Source organism: Ruegeria atlantica (assembly GCF_013032005.1).
In the GTDB taxonomy this organism is placed as follows: domain Bacteria; phylum Pseudomonadota; class Alphaproteobacteria; order Rhodobacterales; family Rhodobacteraceae; genus Ruegeria; species Ruegeria atlantica_A.
The window spans coordinates 1-13,074 of record NZ_WQBE01000001.1 but is presented as its reverse complement, the minus strand read 5'-3'; the positions used below and the strand labels follow the sequence as shown (position 1 = coordinate 13,074).

13 protein-coding genes and 1 pseudogene are annotated in these 13,074 nt (G+C 55.1%); 2 read left to right on the top strand and 12 right to left on the bottom strand.

Annotated elements, in window-relative coordinates:
• Positions 1-53 precede the first annotated feature (53 nt).
• Positions 54-1,061, bottom strand: coding sequence for a TAXI family TRAP transporter solute-binding subunit (locus GOX21_RS00070; RefSeq protein ID WP_170348216.1), 1,008 nt, complete (start codon positions 1,059-1,061; stop codon positions 54-56).
• A gap of 127 nt (positions 1,062-1,188) precedes the next feature.
• On the opposite strand from GOX21_RS00070, the gene GOX21_RS00065 reads away from it, so the two are divergent.
• Positions 1,189-2,157 carry a LysR family transcriptional regulator gene (locus GOX21_RS00065; RefSeq protein WP_170374678.1) on the top strand — a complete coding sequence of 323 codons (969 nt, stop codon included), beginning with the start codon at positions 1,189-1,191 and terminating at the stop codon, positions 2,155-2,157.
• 110 nt (positions 2,158-2,267) lie between these two features.
• Here the strand turns inward: GOX21_RS00065 and GOX21_RS00060 are convergent, their stop codons facing one another.
• The 10 genes from GOX21_RS00060 to GOX21_RS00015 all read right to left on the bottom strand — a co-directional run bounded on the left by GOX21_RS00060 (position 2,268) and on the right by GOX21_RS00015 (position 11,618).
• Entirely contained in the window at positions 2,268-3,023 is a 756-nt protein-coding gene (locus GOX21_RS00060) for an ABC transporter ATP-binding protein (protein ID WP_170357741.1), read from the bottom strand.
• A 9-nt stretch (positions 3,024-3,032) separates the two neighbouring features.
• Entirely contained in the window at positions 3,033-3,788 is a 756-nt protein-coding gene (locus GOX21_RS00055; protein ID WP_170348213.1) for an ABC transporter ATP-binding protein, read from the bottom strand.
• A 10-nt stretch (positions 3,789-3,798) separates the two neighbouring features.
• Positions 3,799-5,004: a branched-chain amino acid ABC transporter permease gene (locus tag GOX21_RS00050; protein WP_170348212.1), complete on the bottom strand. Its 1,206-nt coding sequence runs from the start codon at positions 5,002-5,004 to the stop codon at positions 3,799-3,801.
• 4 nt (positions 5,005-5,008) lie between these two features.
• Complete coding sequence (locus GOX21_RS00045) at positions 5,009-6,040, bottom strand: branched-chain amino acid ABC transporter permease (RefSeq protein WP_170348211.1); 1,032 nt, start codon at positions 6,038-6,040, stop codon at positions 5,009-5,011.
• A gap of 112 nt (positions 6,041-6,152) precedes the next feature.
• Positions 6,153-7,499: a substrate-binding protein gene (locus GOX21_RS00040; RefSeq protein ID WP_170348210.1), complete on the bottom strand. Its 1,347-nt coding sequence runs from the start codon at positions 7,497-7,499 to the stop codon at positions 6,153-6,155.
• Positions 7,500-8,011: 512 nt separating this feature from the next.
• Positions 8,012-8,386, bottom strand: coding sequence for a nuclear transport factor 2 family protein (locus GOX21_RS00035; protein WP_170374675.1), 375 nt, complete (start codon positions 8,384-8,386; stop codon positions 8,012-8,014).
• Entirely contained in the window at positions 8,383-9,279 is an 897-nt protein-coding gene (locus tag GOX21_RS00030) for an alpha/beta hydrolase (protein WP_170374673.1), read from the bottom strand. The genes GOX21_RS00035 and GOX21_RS00030 overlap by 4 nt, the downstream gene beginning before the upstream one ends.
• Complete coding sequence (locus GOX21_RS00025) at positions 9,276-9,761, bottom strand: flavin reductase family protein (RefSeq protein ID WP_170374672.1); 486 nt, start codon at positions 9,759-9,761, stop codon at positions 9,276-9,278. Before GOX21_RS00025 ends, GOX21_RS00030 begins: the two co-directional genes overlap by 4 nt.
• Positions 9,758-10,435 (bottom strand): glutathione S-transferase family protein, encoded by a 678-nt coding sequence (locus GOX21_RS00020; RefSeq protein WP_170348206.1) that lies wholly within the window; start codon positions 10,433-10,435, stop codon positions 9,758-9,760. The genes GOX21_RS00025 and GOX21_RS00020 overlap by 4 nt, the downstream gene beginning before the upstream one ends.
• Positions 10,428-11,618, bottom strand: a complete 1,191-nt coding sequence (locus tag GOX21_RS00015; RefSeq protein ID WP_170348205.1) for an LLM class flavin-dependent oxidoreductase — start codon at positions 11,616-11,618, stop codon at positions 10,428-10,430. Before GOX21_RS00015 ends, GOX21_RS00020 begins: the two co-directional genes overlap by 8 nt.
• Before the next feature lie 114 nt (positions 11,619-11,732).
• Between GOX21_RS00015 and GOX21_RS00010 the strand changes: the two genes are divergently transcribed.
• Positions 11,733-12,338: a helix-turn-helix domain-containing protein gene (locus tag GOX21_RS00010; RefSeq protein ID WP_170374670.1), complete on the top strand. Its 606-nt coding sequence runs from the start codon at positions 11,733-11,735 to the stop codon at positions 12,336-12,338.
• A 166-nt stretch (positions 12,339-12,504) separates the two neighbouring features.
• On the opposite strand, the pseudogene GOX21_RS00005 reads toward GOX21_RS00010, so the two are convergent.
• Positions 12,505-13,074, bottom strand: a pseudogene (locus GOX21_RS00005) (IS6 family transposase); the annotation flags it as partial.

Here is a 13,074-nt window from a genome sequence, read left to right as displayed (position 1 = left end):
GTGTGCGGTGCCCCGAAATGGGGCACCGGACGATAGGTTACGGTGAGATTTGATTATTGAAGAAGCCCAGCTTCTTTATAGAACTTCTCGGCACCCGGATGCAGCGGAACGCCCAGCGCTTCGACGCCGTCCAGCGCGGTATCCGGCGTGATCTGCTTGCCTTTGGCATGGCCATTGTCCAGCAGCTTGCGTGTGTTGTCGTTCCACATCGCCTTGGTCAGTTGATAGACCAGATCATCCGACAGGTCCGAGGACACAACCAGCATCGCGCTGACCGCCGGGGTCTTGGTTTCGCCATCGATACCTTCATAAACACCACCCGGAATGGCCGAGGGGATATAGGCCGGAATGATCTCGTTGATCTTGGCCAGATCTTCGTCACTGAAGGAATGCAGGTTCATACCCTTGGTCGAGGACAGCTGTACCATCGCGGCAACCGGCCAGCCTGCGGCATAGAAGTAGGCGTCCAGCTGACCATCGGCCAAACGCTCGGCGCTTTGGCTGTTGTTCAGCTCGGCTTCGTCCATGTTGTCGCGGTTAACACCCCAGGCGTCCAGCATCTGCAGCACGGCAACCTGCGTGCCCGAGCCAGCCTGCGCGATACCGACGCGCTTGCCTTCCAGATCGCCCAGATCGTTGATCGTCGAACCGGCTGGCAGCACCAGGTGCAGGTCTTCGGGGAACAGATTGGCGACAATGCGCAGCTTGGGGTGCGGTTTGCCTTCGAACTTGCCCTCACCCAGATACATCGAGCGGGTGACGTCCGCCGCCGCAAGGCCAGCTTCCAGCTCGCCGTTCTGAACAGCCGCGTTGTTGAACACTGATGCGGTGGTCGATTGCGCAATCGCGATCAGGCCGGGAACACCGCACTGGCCGCCTTCTTCACAGGGGCGCGAACCCGGAGGGGCCGAGATACCGTTTGCGATGGTACCGCCAATGGGGAAGTAGGTTCCGCCAGCGCCACCGGTGCCGATGCGGAAAAAGGTCGGGTCCTGCGCCAACGCCGGTGCGGCCAGCGCTCCAGCCAAAGCCAGTCCAGTCAAGCATTTCACTAGTTTCATTGTCATCTCCCAAGTTGGAACGTCGGATTCGGTTCGCCCGACTTCGATCATGCAAGCGTAAAGGCAATTCTCATAAATACAAATTTGTTATATTTCACAAAACTAAATTTTAACTTATACATTTAGCATGAACCTCACCCAGCTCACTGTTTTTCGCGAGGTGATGGAGTCCGGCTCCATCTCTCAGACCGCCAAGAAATTGCATCGGACGCAGCCCGCGATCAGCCTTGCCCTCAAGAACCTCGAAAAATCTTTGGGCCTGACGTTGTTTGAACGCAAAGGCCGTCGGCTGGTTCCGGTCCCCGAGGCGCATTACCTTCTGGCCGAGACCACAGGCATTCTGGATCGCCTGTCAACGATCTCAAACACCATGGAGGGTTTGATTAAAGGGCATTCCGGCAGCCTGAATATCGCAACGATGCCGGGCCCTTCGGCTTTTTTGTTCCCACGTTTCATCAGTCAATCAGTGGGAGAGAACCCGGACATTCAAATCACGTTGTCCTCGCGGAGTTCTCCGCAAATTATGGAACTTGCGGGAACGCAGAATATCGATTTCGGCTTTGCTGATTTCGAGCATTCAGCCGGACGAAAAGCACAATATTCGGTCGAACTGATCCAGGCAGACTGTTTCTGCGCGATAGATTGCGATCATCCACTTGCATCCCAGGACAGCATTACGATTTCCGATTTGGACGGAACGCCGATGGGCGGGCTATACGCAACCCACCCGTTTCAGCGCAAAGTCCGGCGGGAGTTTCAGGACATGTCAGCACACTATAACCCGACCGTGACCTGTCAGTATTTCCTACCGCTTATTCCGTTTGTAAGTTCAGGCCAGTGCTGCACAATCGTTGATCCGCTGACCGTCGCAACGGAACGTGAGATGAACCTGTCCAACGGCAAGGTTGTGTTCGTACCTTTGGGCAATCCGCTCAGGTATGAATATGCGATCCTTGAACCCGCTCATCGCCCGCCGTCTCAGTTGGCCTTAAAGATCAAGGCTGGATGGAAAGCAGAAGTTTTGAAAATGCTCGAGGAAGTGAAGGCCAACCCCCACACAGAATGGGTCGGTGACGTGCCTGGCCAGCAGGTTTGACTGTCTTTGAAAAATCGGCAATGGTCTATCCGAAACCGCCCACATCAGCGGACTTCAAGCACCTGAAAAGCCTAATATTTTTAGGCTTTTCATGCGGTTAAACAGTAAACTTAAATCGCCAGATACTCTTCCCGAAGATTGGTGTCTTCCAGCACCTCGTTCGCGGCCCCGTCAAACACAATGCTCCCGGTATCCAGAATAATCGCCCGGTCCGCCAGTTCCAAAGCACGAACGGCGTTCTGTTCGACGATGATCGTGGTCATGCCCTGTTGCTTGACATGAATAAGCGTTTTTTCGATCTCGTCGACGATGACAGGGGCCAAACCTTCATAAGGCTCATCCAAAAGCAAGACCTTGATGTCTCTGGCCAGTGCTCTGGCGATTGACAGCATCTGTTGTTCGCCGCCGGACAACGTAATTCCCTCTTGTTTGCGGCGCTCGCCCAAGCGCGGGAACAACTCGTATAACCTTTCCAGCGACCATCCAATCGGCGGCGCGATTTGCGCAAGCTGCAGGTTTTCTTCGACAGTTAGGCCCGGAATAATTCGCCTATCTTCCGGGACAAGACCAAGACCCGCAGCAGCCGCTTCGTAGCTTGTCATATTGTGCAGCGGTTGGTGATCCAGCCAGATTTCGCCATGCCTTACTTCCGGCTCTCCAACCCTTGCGATGGAACGGAGTGTCGAGGTCTTGCCAGCGCCGTTTCGCCCAAGAAGAGCTAGAATCTCTCCTTCGTGTACATTGAAGCTGACGCCCTGAACTATGTAACTTTCTCCGTAGTATGAATGCATATCCCACACCGAAAGAAACGCAGGTGCGGTACTGGCCCTGTTCGCGTTTTTCGAAAAGTCAGGTTTCTCGTTCATAGCTTTTCCTTACGCTGCTTCGCCCAAATAGGCCTCTCGGACCTTTGGGTTGCCACGAATGTTTTCAGGCGTGTCTTCAACCAGGGGTGTGCCTTGCGCCAAAACCGTGATGCGTTCGGCCAGGCTGAAGACCACGTGCATGTCATGTTCAATGATCGCGATGGTGATGTCGCGCTCGTCCTTGATTTGCTTCAGCAGATCAATGGTATTGTTGGTATCAGCCCGCGCCATGCCCGCCGTGGGTTCGTCCAACAGCAGCAAGCGCGGGTTCTGACTGAGGCACATGCCGATCTCTAGCCGCCGCTTGTCACCACGGGACAGCGAAGCGGCGTGCATTTCGCGTTTGTCAGCCATGTTCATCTCTTCCAGCATCGCCTCGGCCTGTTCCACAACCGCCTTTTCATTGGCGATGGTCTCATAGGCGTGCATCCGAAAAGCCCCATCCCGCATTGCGAAGATCGGGATCAACATGTTTTCCATCACCGTCAGCTCGCCAAATATCTCGGGCGTCTGAAACACGCGGCTGATGCCCATCTGGTTAATCTGGAACGGCTCCAACCCAAGTACCGAATTGTTGTTGAACAAAACGGACCCGGTGTCCGGCATCAGCTTGCCCACTAAACAATTCAACAGCGTCGACTTACCTGCACCGTTGGGACCGATGATGGCGTGGACCGAGTTCTCTTCGACATTGAGGTTTACATCCGTCAGCGCCTTGAGACCACCGAAGCGCTTGCTGACATCTTTGACTCTTAGAATTGCCATGGTTCGCCCCCTACTCGGCCGGTTCTGTTTTGCCCGACGTTGCATCGTCGGTATTAGATTTCTTGCGCTTAAAGCGGTTGAGCAATCGTTGGCCACCTTCGACAAGACCGCCTGGCAGATAGATGACGACCAGCATGAACAGGATGCCCAGCGTCAAATGCCAACCTTTACCGATGAACGGATGGATCACGAAGACAACCGCATCCTCCAGCCCGTCAGGCAGGAATGCGAACCAGCTATGCAGGACGTTATCGTTGATCTTCGAGAAGATGTTCTCAAAATACTTGATAAATCCAGCACCCAGAACCGGACCTATCAGTGTTCCGGTGCCGCCAAGGATAGTCATCAGGACCACCTCTCCCGAGGCTGTCCATTGCATCCGTTCAGCACCAGCCAGCGGGTCCATCGCGGCCATCAGACCACCGGCCAGACCGGCATACATGCCCGAGATTACAAAGGCCGCCAGAGTGTAAGGCTTCGAGTTCAAACCCGTGTAATTCATCCGCTGTTGGTTTGATTTCACCGCCCGCAACATCATGCCAAAGGGCGACCGGAAGATGCGGATAGACAGGTAGAACACCACCATCAGGACAACCGCGCACAGGTAATAGCCCGCGTTGAAATCAAAGCTCCACGCGCCCACGTCCATTGTGTAGGTCGCACGCATCGGCAAGCCGAACAGGTGCGGCAGGTCCGGCGCATTGGCGCCCTGCAGGATCTGCGGATCATCTGCATAGACTTGCAGGCCGGTTTCCCCGTTCGTCAGGTTAAACTTGGGGTTCGATAGCACCGAGTAAGCTAGCGCAAAACTCATCTGCGCGAAGGCCAGTGTCAGGATTGAAAAGTAAATTCCTGACCGGCGCAGGCTGACAAAGCCGATCAGCAGCGAAAACAATCCGGCGACGACCACACTTAGCGCAATGGCCGGAAGGATGTTGTAGCTGAGTAGCTTGAACATCCAAACGGCGGAATAAGACCCCACCCCCAGAAAGGCCGCGTGACCGAAAGACAGGTATCCCGTCAAGCCGAACAGGATGTTGAAGCCGATGGCGAAGATGCCGAAGATCACGAAACGCTGCATCAGATCCGGATACCCAGCATTGAATTGCGCCATAGCGCTGCCTTCAGGGAATGGGTTCAGGATGAAGGGGGCCAGCAATGTCAGGATCGCAACGATGATCAGCAGGCCGGTGTCTTTTTTGTTTAGTCCCAACATGGGCTTATTCCTCCATCACGCCCTTGCGGCCCATTAGACCGCGTGGACGCGTCAGCAGCACGATGATGGCGACAAGGTAGATGATGATCTGATTGATGCCCGGGATCGTAGTGGTTGCCCAGGTTGTCGAGGCAAAGCTCTCCAAAATACCCAGCAAGAACCCGGCCAGCACCGCGCCTGGCAATGAACCCATGCCGCCCACAACGACCACAACAAAGCTGAGAACCAGAAAGTCCATGCCCATATGGTAATTTGGCGGATTAAGCGGGCCGTACATTACTCCGGCAAGGCCGGCCACGGCAGCGGCGATGCCGAACATGATGGTGAACCGGCGGTCGATGTTGATACCCAGCAGACCGACAGTTTCGCGATCCGCCATCCCGGCACGCACGACCATACCAAACGTAGTGAATTGCAGGAATGAGAACACCGCACCGATGATGCCCACCGCAAATCCGAAATAGACCAAACGCCAGATCGGATAGATGATCGCGTTGGGGTCGAACCCAACCATGATGCCCAAATCGACCGACCCGCTCAGCGCATCTGGCGGCGGGGTCTGGATCGGATTAGCGCCGAAGAAGTACTTGACGATTTCCTGCAGCACGATAGCCAGTCCAAAGGTCACAAGGATCTGATCCGCATGAGGGCGCTTGTAGAAATGCTTGATCAGCCCACGCTCCATCACATAGCCAACCAGCAACATGATGGGGATCGCAAAAAGGATCGCCAGCGGAACGGACCAGTCAATGATGGTGGCTCCGACCTCGGGGCCGAACCAGGCCTCGACATAAGGCGTTTCAACTTTCAGCGGGTTGCCCAGAAAATCCTTCTGGGATTCGTCAACCGTTTCGAAACTCAGGTTCAGAAGCTTCTGTAAGGTCACCGCACAGAACGCTCCGATCATGAACAGCGCCCCGTGGGCAAAGTTCACAACACCCAGCGTTCCGAAAATCAGCGTCAGGCCCAGCGCGATCAGCGCATAGGCCGAGCCCTTGTCCAGCCCGTTGAGAATTTGCAGTAGGATGGCGTCCATCGGCCCCACCTCAAGATTGGTCAGTGTAATTGAGTGGTCGTGACCGGGTTTTAGCGCCCGGCCACAAGGGGTCTGGCCGCCGAGACCGGCGGTCAGACATCAGCCAAAGGCCTTAAGCGCCCGGGTTGCACTTACCCAGTTCACCACCGGCGAACATCGGGTGTTCCGGATCGTACTCGACCTGCGCACGCGGCGTGATCTCGACGATTTCCAGCGTGTCGTACTCGTTGGTCGGGTTCTCGTTGCCCCGCACGACCAGCACGTCCTTGAAACACTGGTGATCCGCACCGCGATACCAAGTCGGACCATTGCCCAGCCCGTCGAACTCAAAGTCTTCCAGAGCTTCGACAATACCGCATGGATTGAAGGTTCCTGCCCGCTCACACGCATCCGCATAAAGCAGAACTTGCGCATAGCAGGTCTGGGCCGAGTTGGACGGAGGCTTGCCGTACTTCTCGCCAAAGGATTTCACGAAGGCTTTGGTGCCCTCATCCTGCAGCTGCCAGTTCCAGTTCATCGATCCAAGGACGCCCTTGATGTTTTCACCCGCACCAGCGGCCATCAACTCAGAGTACAGTGGCACGACGATCTTGAAGTCCTTGCCATTGGCGACCTTGTCCAGCAGGCCGAATTGAATTGCGTTGGTCAGCGAATTCACCATGTTCCCGCCGTAATGGTTTAGAACCAGAACATCCGCGCCCGAGTTCAGAACCGGGGCGATATAGGACGAAAAGTCCGTTGACGCGAGTGGTGTCTTAACCGTGTTGACCGTTTCCCATCCCAAGGCTTCGGTCGAGGCGACGATCGACTCTTCCTGGGTCCAACCCCAGTTATAGTCGGCCGTTAGGTGATACGCGCGACGTTCCTTGCCCATCTCAGCTGCCAACACCGGTGCAAGCGCTGCACCCGACATGTAGGCGTTGAAGAAATGACGGAACCCGTTGGCTTTTTTATCCTTGCCCGTGGTGTCGTTCGCGTGGGTCAGACCCGCCATAAAGATCACGCCCGCCTCTTGGCACAGGCCCTGTACCGCGACAGCCACGCCCGAAGACGAGCCACCGTTGATCATGATCGCGCCGTCTTTTTCAATCATCGATTTGGCAGAGGCACGCGCGGCGTCCGATTTGGTCTGCGTGTCACCCGTAACAAATTCGACTTTCTTGCCAAGGATGCCGTTCCCCTGAAGCGCCTTGGATGTGAAGGTATTAAGGCAACCCCCGTCCCCTTCGCCGTTCAGATGTTCGACCGCCAGTTGCTGAGCAAGCAGTTCGTCATTGCCTTCTTCGGCGTAAGGTCCGGTTTGCGGAACATTGAAACCCAAAGTGACAGATGCCCCTGTCGGCTCGTTGGTGAAAGCAGCAGCCGACGAAGCCGTAAAGATTGTAGGCAGGGCCAGACCGGTACCTGCAACGGCACCAGACTTCAGCACGCCGCGGCGTGTGACAGATTTGTTGGTCATTCATTCCTCCCATTTTCGTTCTTTCGCCCTCTGGCTCCTCTTCCAGCGGACAAAAGCGCACTTTTGTGCATCTCAATAATGGAAAGCGGAATGAAAATTCCTCAATAAATTCCTATTTTTGAAACATAATTTTGTAAAAAAATTCACGAATAATAATATTTTTTGTAAATAATATGGTGCGCCACCATTTAGCACTGCCGATTTTCATATGCTTAGGTGTGAATTTCTATGGCAACAATTTTCGGCCTTCACCACCCGATAGATCCGCAATCATACATCTCGGCTGAACGTCCAAACCGGCCTCGCCCTAAGATTGCATCCAGTGGACACATGACGTTCAAAGATCGGGATTTCAACACCTGAATTTCTACGCCAGAAGCGCTTAGCCCCAATCCGGAAATGAAACCTGGCTTTAGAAGTCACAGCCGCTCGGGCCAGCAACCCCAGCGGCACCAAACTGGGAAAGGTTCGGTAAAACGACTGCGTGTCTGGCTGCGTCCGAGACTGTCGGATCAGCTTGTGCGTTGCTTATAATACGTGTCTTTGTGAACGATCAGCCCATCGCGGTAGGTCAAGATGTCGACGCTTAGAAACTCTTCCTTGGTGCCATCCTTGTGCGTGGCCGTGCGGCGATATTCACAACAGGCTTTGTTTCCAGAAATGGTGCAGTCAAGTGTTTCCCAATGCACGTTCACAACCTTTTCAAACAGGGATGAAAAGGCGTTGCGAATGGCCTCGGCACCTTCCAGACGTATGCCATGTTCTTCGGGGCCAACGGCATGGTCAAATGTCGCGTCGTCTGCAAAATGCTTCATCACAGCGTCAATGTCGTTCGCGTTAAAAGCGTCGCCGACCGAGTCGACAAGGTCACGGGTCAAAGCGGTCATGATTGCAGTCCTTTTCCTTGAAGCATGTCGCAAGTGTGTTTGAAGAAGGGGCTTGCCGGGTCGACAAGCACATTCAGTTCGTCAAAGTGATCCACGCCCGGCACGAAATAGAGACCCACCTTGCGATCTGCTGTTTCGTATTTCTCCACATACATGCGTGCCTGTCGGTGGAATTCCTCGGTTTCCGCACCGCCGACCACAACCAGTTGAGGCGCATTGGTGACCGGGGGGTGGTTGGTCATCGGGCTTTCAGCCTCGGCTTCTGTTGGATCCATGCGGATACCCGCATTCAGCGCTTCGGTCAGACGGACCGGTTCGAGATAGCTGAGCGGTGACACCGGGATACCGGACTTTATCAGATCCGCAGGAAGATCATCACCAAACGCAGGCCAATCAGTCGCCATCATCATCTGGGTGATATGTCCGCCAGCGGAATGACCCATCACGGTGATGCGGTCTGGATTGATGCCCAGATCGCGCGCGTTGCGCCAGATATAGGCCATGGCCTCACGCGCTTCTTCTGAAATACGCGTAATGGTCACGGATGGGCAAAGATCGTAGCCGACGACAACAACATTGAACCCCGCGGCAACAAAGGGTGGCGCTATGAAACTGTAAATCGATTTGTCACCACGCTGCCAATAGCCGCCGTGGAAATAGACCAATGTCGGCGCAGCCGCGTCCAAGCAGCGGAAGACATCCAACCTTTGCTTCTCGCCTTCCCCATAGCGGAGGTCCAGGCTGCAATCGCAGGTGGCGCGCGCTGTCTCGCTATCGCTGCTCCAACCGGGAATGACGGTCACTTCATAGTCCGGTCGCCCTGCCCTTAGATTATATTGAGCGTCGAATTCATCAGGGCCGAAGCGTGTGTGAAAGGTCAGATGATCGCTCATGATGAAGCCTCGGGTTGGGGCGCGGAGAAGAACGCGCCGCGGCAAAAGACAAGGGGCGGAGCGGGCGCGTGGGCGTAGTTGATGACGCGGCCCAAGAGGATCTCGTGATCGTCTGCGTCGACCCTGCTGTGAACCGTACACTCCAATTGCGTCGAGGCACCGGGGATCAAGGGGGTCGCGGTTCCGGGGATCCAATCGGTGTCGGTAAATCGGTTTTCGACATCGCTCGCAAAGTGCATAGCAAGGTCTTTCTGCTCGGCCGACAGGATATTGACCGCAAAATGATCCGATTGCGACAGCGTTGGGAAGACCCGGCCTGACTTTGCAACACAGACCGAGATCACCGGCGGCTGCAATGAGACCGAAGTGAATGAGTTGGCGGTCAGACCCCACGGTTCTTTGTCCGCGTCATATGTGGCTACAATGGTAACACCCGTCGGAAAGGCGCCAAGTGCGCGGCGATATTCTCGGACGTCCATCATAGCACCCCTTCGCTGGCACAGGCTTTTTCCAAGGCAGCCCATTCATCGGGGTTGGTCCCGAACGGGCGCATGACGTGATCCTGATAGGCGGGGCGCTCCGCCAGCCGCTGATACCAGGCCTCGACATTCTGCAAGGACGGGCGGTCGACCTCGACGTTGAAATAACGATAGGCCACACATCCCAAGGGAATATCCGCCATGGTGAAGCTGTCGCCGCAGACATAGGTGCGCTCCGCAAGGTGCCGGTCCAGAAGGGTCAGGGCCTCGTGCGCCTCATCGCGCAGCTTGGCGATCTTTTCAGGGTCACGCTTGCCCGGTTGCGTGCGCACCGTTGCGAAGAACAGATAGATCACCGGCCCAAAGGCGCGGCTTGCCGACCACTCCATCCATTGATCCGCAATCGCGCGGGTCTGAATATCGGATGGGCTCAGCGTTCCTGCCCCGTATCGATCACAGAGGTAGCGTACGATGGCAAGGCTTTCCCACAGCGCAAAATCCCCGTCGCGGATCGCCGGGATCATCTTGTTGGGATTGATCTGCGCATACATCTCGGTGTCGAGCTTGCCAAAGCTGCCCCCGGCAAGTTGCAGCGCGTAGTCCAACCCCAGTTCATTCGCTGTCCAGATCACCGGAATGACGTTCGACGAATAGGGTCGCCCCCAAATCTCAAGCATGTTCCAGCATCCTTTTTTGCGCGATGGACTGCGTACCGAACCTGGGAACGACATGCTCAAACAGACGATGCCAGCTGGCCAGAATTTTCTCGTAGGGTACGCCGGTATATTGCTGCATCAGCATGAGGTGATCGAGGCCGATGGTTTCCTGCCGTTCTGCAAAACGATCCGCAACATATTCGGCATCTCCCACCACAATGATCCCGCGTTTATTGAGGAAATCAAACCAGTCCATGTCCTCATCTTCGGGGGTCATCTCTTCGCCGACATCCAGATAGCCGTGCTTGGTCCATTCCCCCTTGGGGCGCGACCCGCCGAGAAATTCGTAATAGGCATTGATCGGACCACGGATTGTGTTCACCGCTTCTTCCATGCTTTCACCGACATAAAACGCTGTGCAGACACCAACGCCCTCGCCAAGACTTACCTCGCGCCCTTCGCGTTGCGACAGGGCCTGGCGGTAGGGCTCCCAACAGGCCAGCGTCACCTTGGGGCCAGCCGCCATCGAGATCACGCCCCAACCGCGTTCCCCGGCCAGTTTGAATGTGGGCGGTGCATTTGACATCAGCCAGACCGGAGGGTGAGGGTTGGAATAGGGGCGCGGATGCACATACATCGCTTTGTATTCGCCATCTTTATCGTGATAACGCGGATCCAGAGGGTCAAAGAACCGGTTGCTCTCTTTCCAGCCGGGAACAGGGAATTGATAGAACTCACCATGATGGGTGAACGCTTCGTTGGTCCAGGCTTTCAGGATAATCTCAAGGCTCTCCTGATACAGCCGCATAACCTTGGCATTGTCGCGCCGGTCCGCATCTTTATTGAACTGGAGGGTCGAGCGTTCATTGATGCCCTTGGCGACGCCGAAATCAAAACGGCCCAGCGTCATATTATCCAGCATCGCGGCATCTTCAGCCACGCGCAAAGGATGCCAGTCAGGCAAAATGATGGGCGCTGTTCCAACCCGCAGCGTCTTGCAATGCGCGGCAACGTGGGTCCCCATCTGGATCGGGTTGGGCGGCGCATTCATGTAACCGTTATGGGCAAAATGATGCTCGGTGAACCATGCGGTCGTGAACCCTGCCTGCTCGGCCAGCGAACACTGTTCGAGGATCATCTCCAGCGTGCGCGTCCATGGAATCGTCTCACCGGGGCTAAAATTGGCAATCAAATCAAAGCGCATAACTTTCTCCCAGCCGATGGAAAATCAGTTGATTTTTCCCCTTCTTTTCAACTAAGTTGATTTGAGCTCGAAAAGTCAACTAAAATCATTTATTCTGAAGTCATGAATAGTGACGTGTCTCAGACCGACGCCCAAAGGCTCGGCAGTGAAATTCGCGAAGTGCGCAAAGCGCGTGGATTGACCCTACAACACCTGTCCGAGGTGGTGTCGTGCTCCAAAGCCTATCTCAGCCGAATTGAACTTGGGGCGGCCAAGGTGTCGAACGACCTGCTTGGCGAAATCAGCGATGCGCTTGCAGTAGAACCCAATTGGTTCTTTCCCAAACAGGAAGGCAACGGGCCTCTTGAGCGAAAGCACGTCGTGCGACGCGAAAACCGTAGGGCGCTGTCCGCGATGTACACGCGCTCAACTGATGAATTAGGTTTTGAGGACGAGTTGCTTTCAAGCACATTGTCCGGCCATTGTTACTTGATCCTATCACGGTTCCGCCCCGGCGCAGGAGAACCACCCGAGCCACTCAAAGGCTATTCTTTTGAAGGTGAGCAACACGCCATAGTTCTTAGCGGTGAAGTTGAGCTACGTCTCGGGGACGAGATCATTTCATTGCGCGAAGGAGACAGCTTTTCCTACCCATCCATGATCGCGCATCGCTTTCGCAACAAGACGGAGAAAGAGGCAACAATGGTTTGGGCGATGTCACCGATACGCATCACGTGGTGACTGTTGTCCGGAGGTTGCCAAAGCCAGAAAATTTCAATTGTATTGTGAAAAGTCGGCACACTGGCCGGTTCAAAAGGCAGTCAGAAGGTGGTCGATTTTGCCTTTAATATGGCGGTGCTTTCAGACGAATTCGAACCAGTCTCAGTTTGCCTCGGAAACCGTGAAGCTATCCGGAACAAAGTTGACGCCACTCGCTAAGAGCGGCGGCGCGGGTCAGCTTGAAGGTATCTCTGGTTGCGAGCGATCTTTCCTGGTTGAAGTGGTTGTAGACGGAGGAGTGGACGGAAGCGAATTTCTGTAAACTTCGCATGCGCCTGAACCGTTGCATCGCGCGTTCGCGTCGTCGGAAAGGAAGGTGGGAATTCTCAACGCGGTTATTGAGCCACCTTCCCGTCTGCTGTTTTTCGGTAGCTCCGAGCTCTCTGAGAGCAGCTAGATACGACGCGAAGCGATCGGTGACTACTTCTTCAGCTTAACCGTGCCGCTTCATCAATTTCCTGAGGAAATTCAATGCAGCTTGCTTGTTTCGGCGTTTGGTGACGATTGCTTTCAGCACTTCGCCCTCATGATCGACAGTCCGCCAGAGGTAGTGTCTATTGCCATTCACCTTCACGAAAACCTCGTCCACGTTCCACTTCCATTTGGAGAACGCGCGCAGTTGCTGAACACGCTTCCGACTGATCTCAGCAGCAAACATTGGGCCAAACCTGTTCCACCAATACCGGACAGTTTCGTG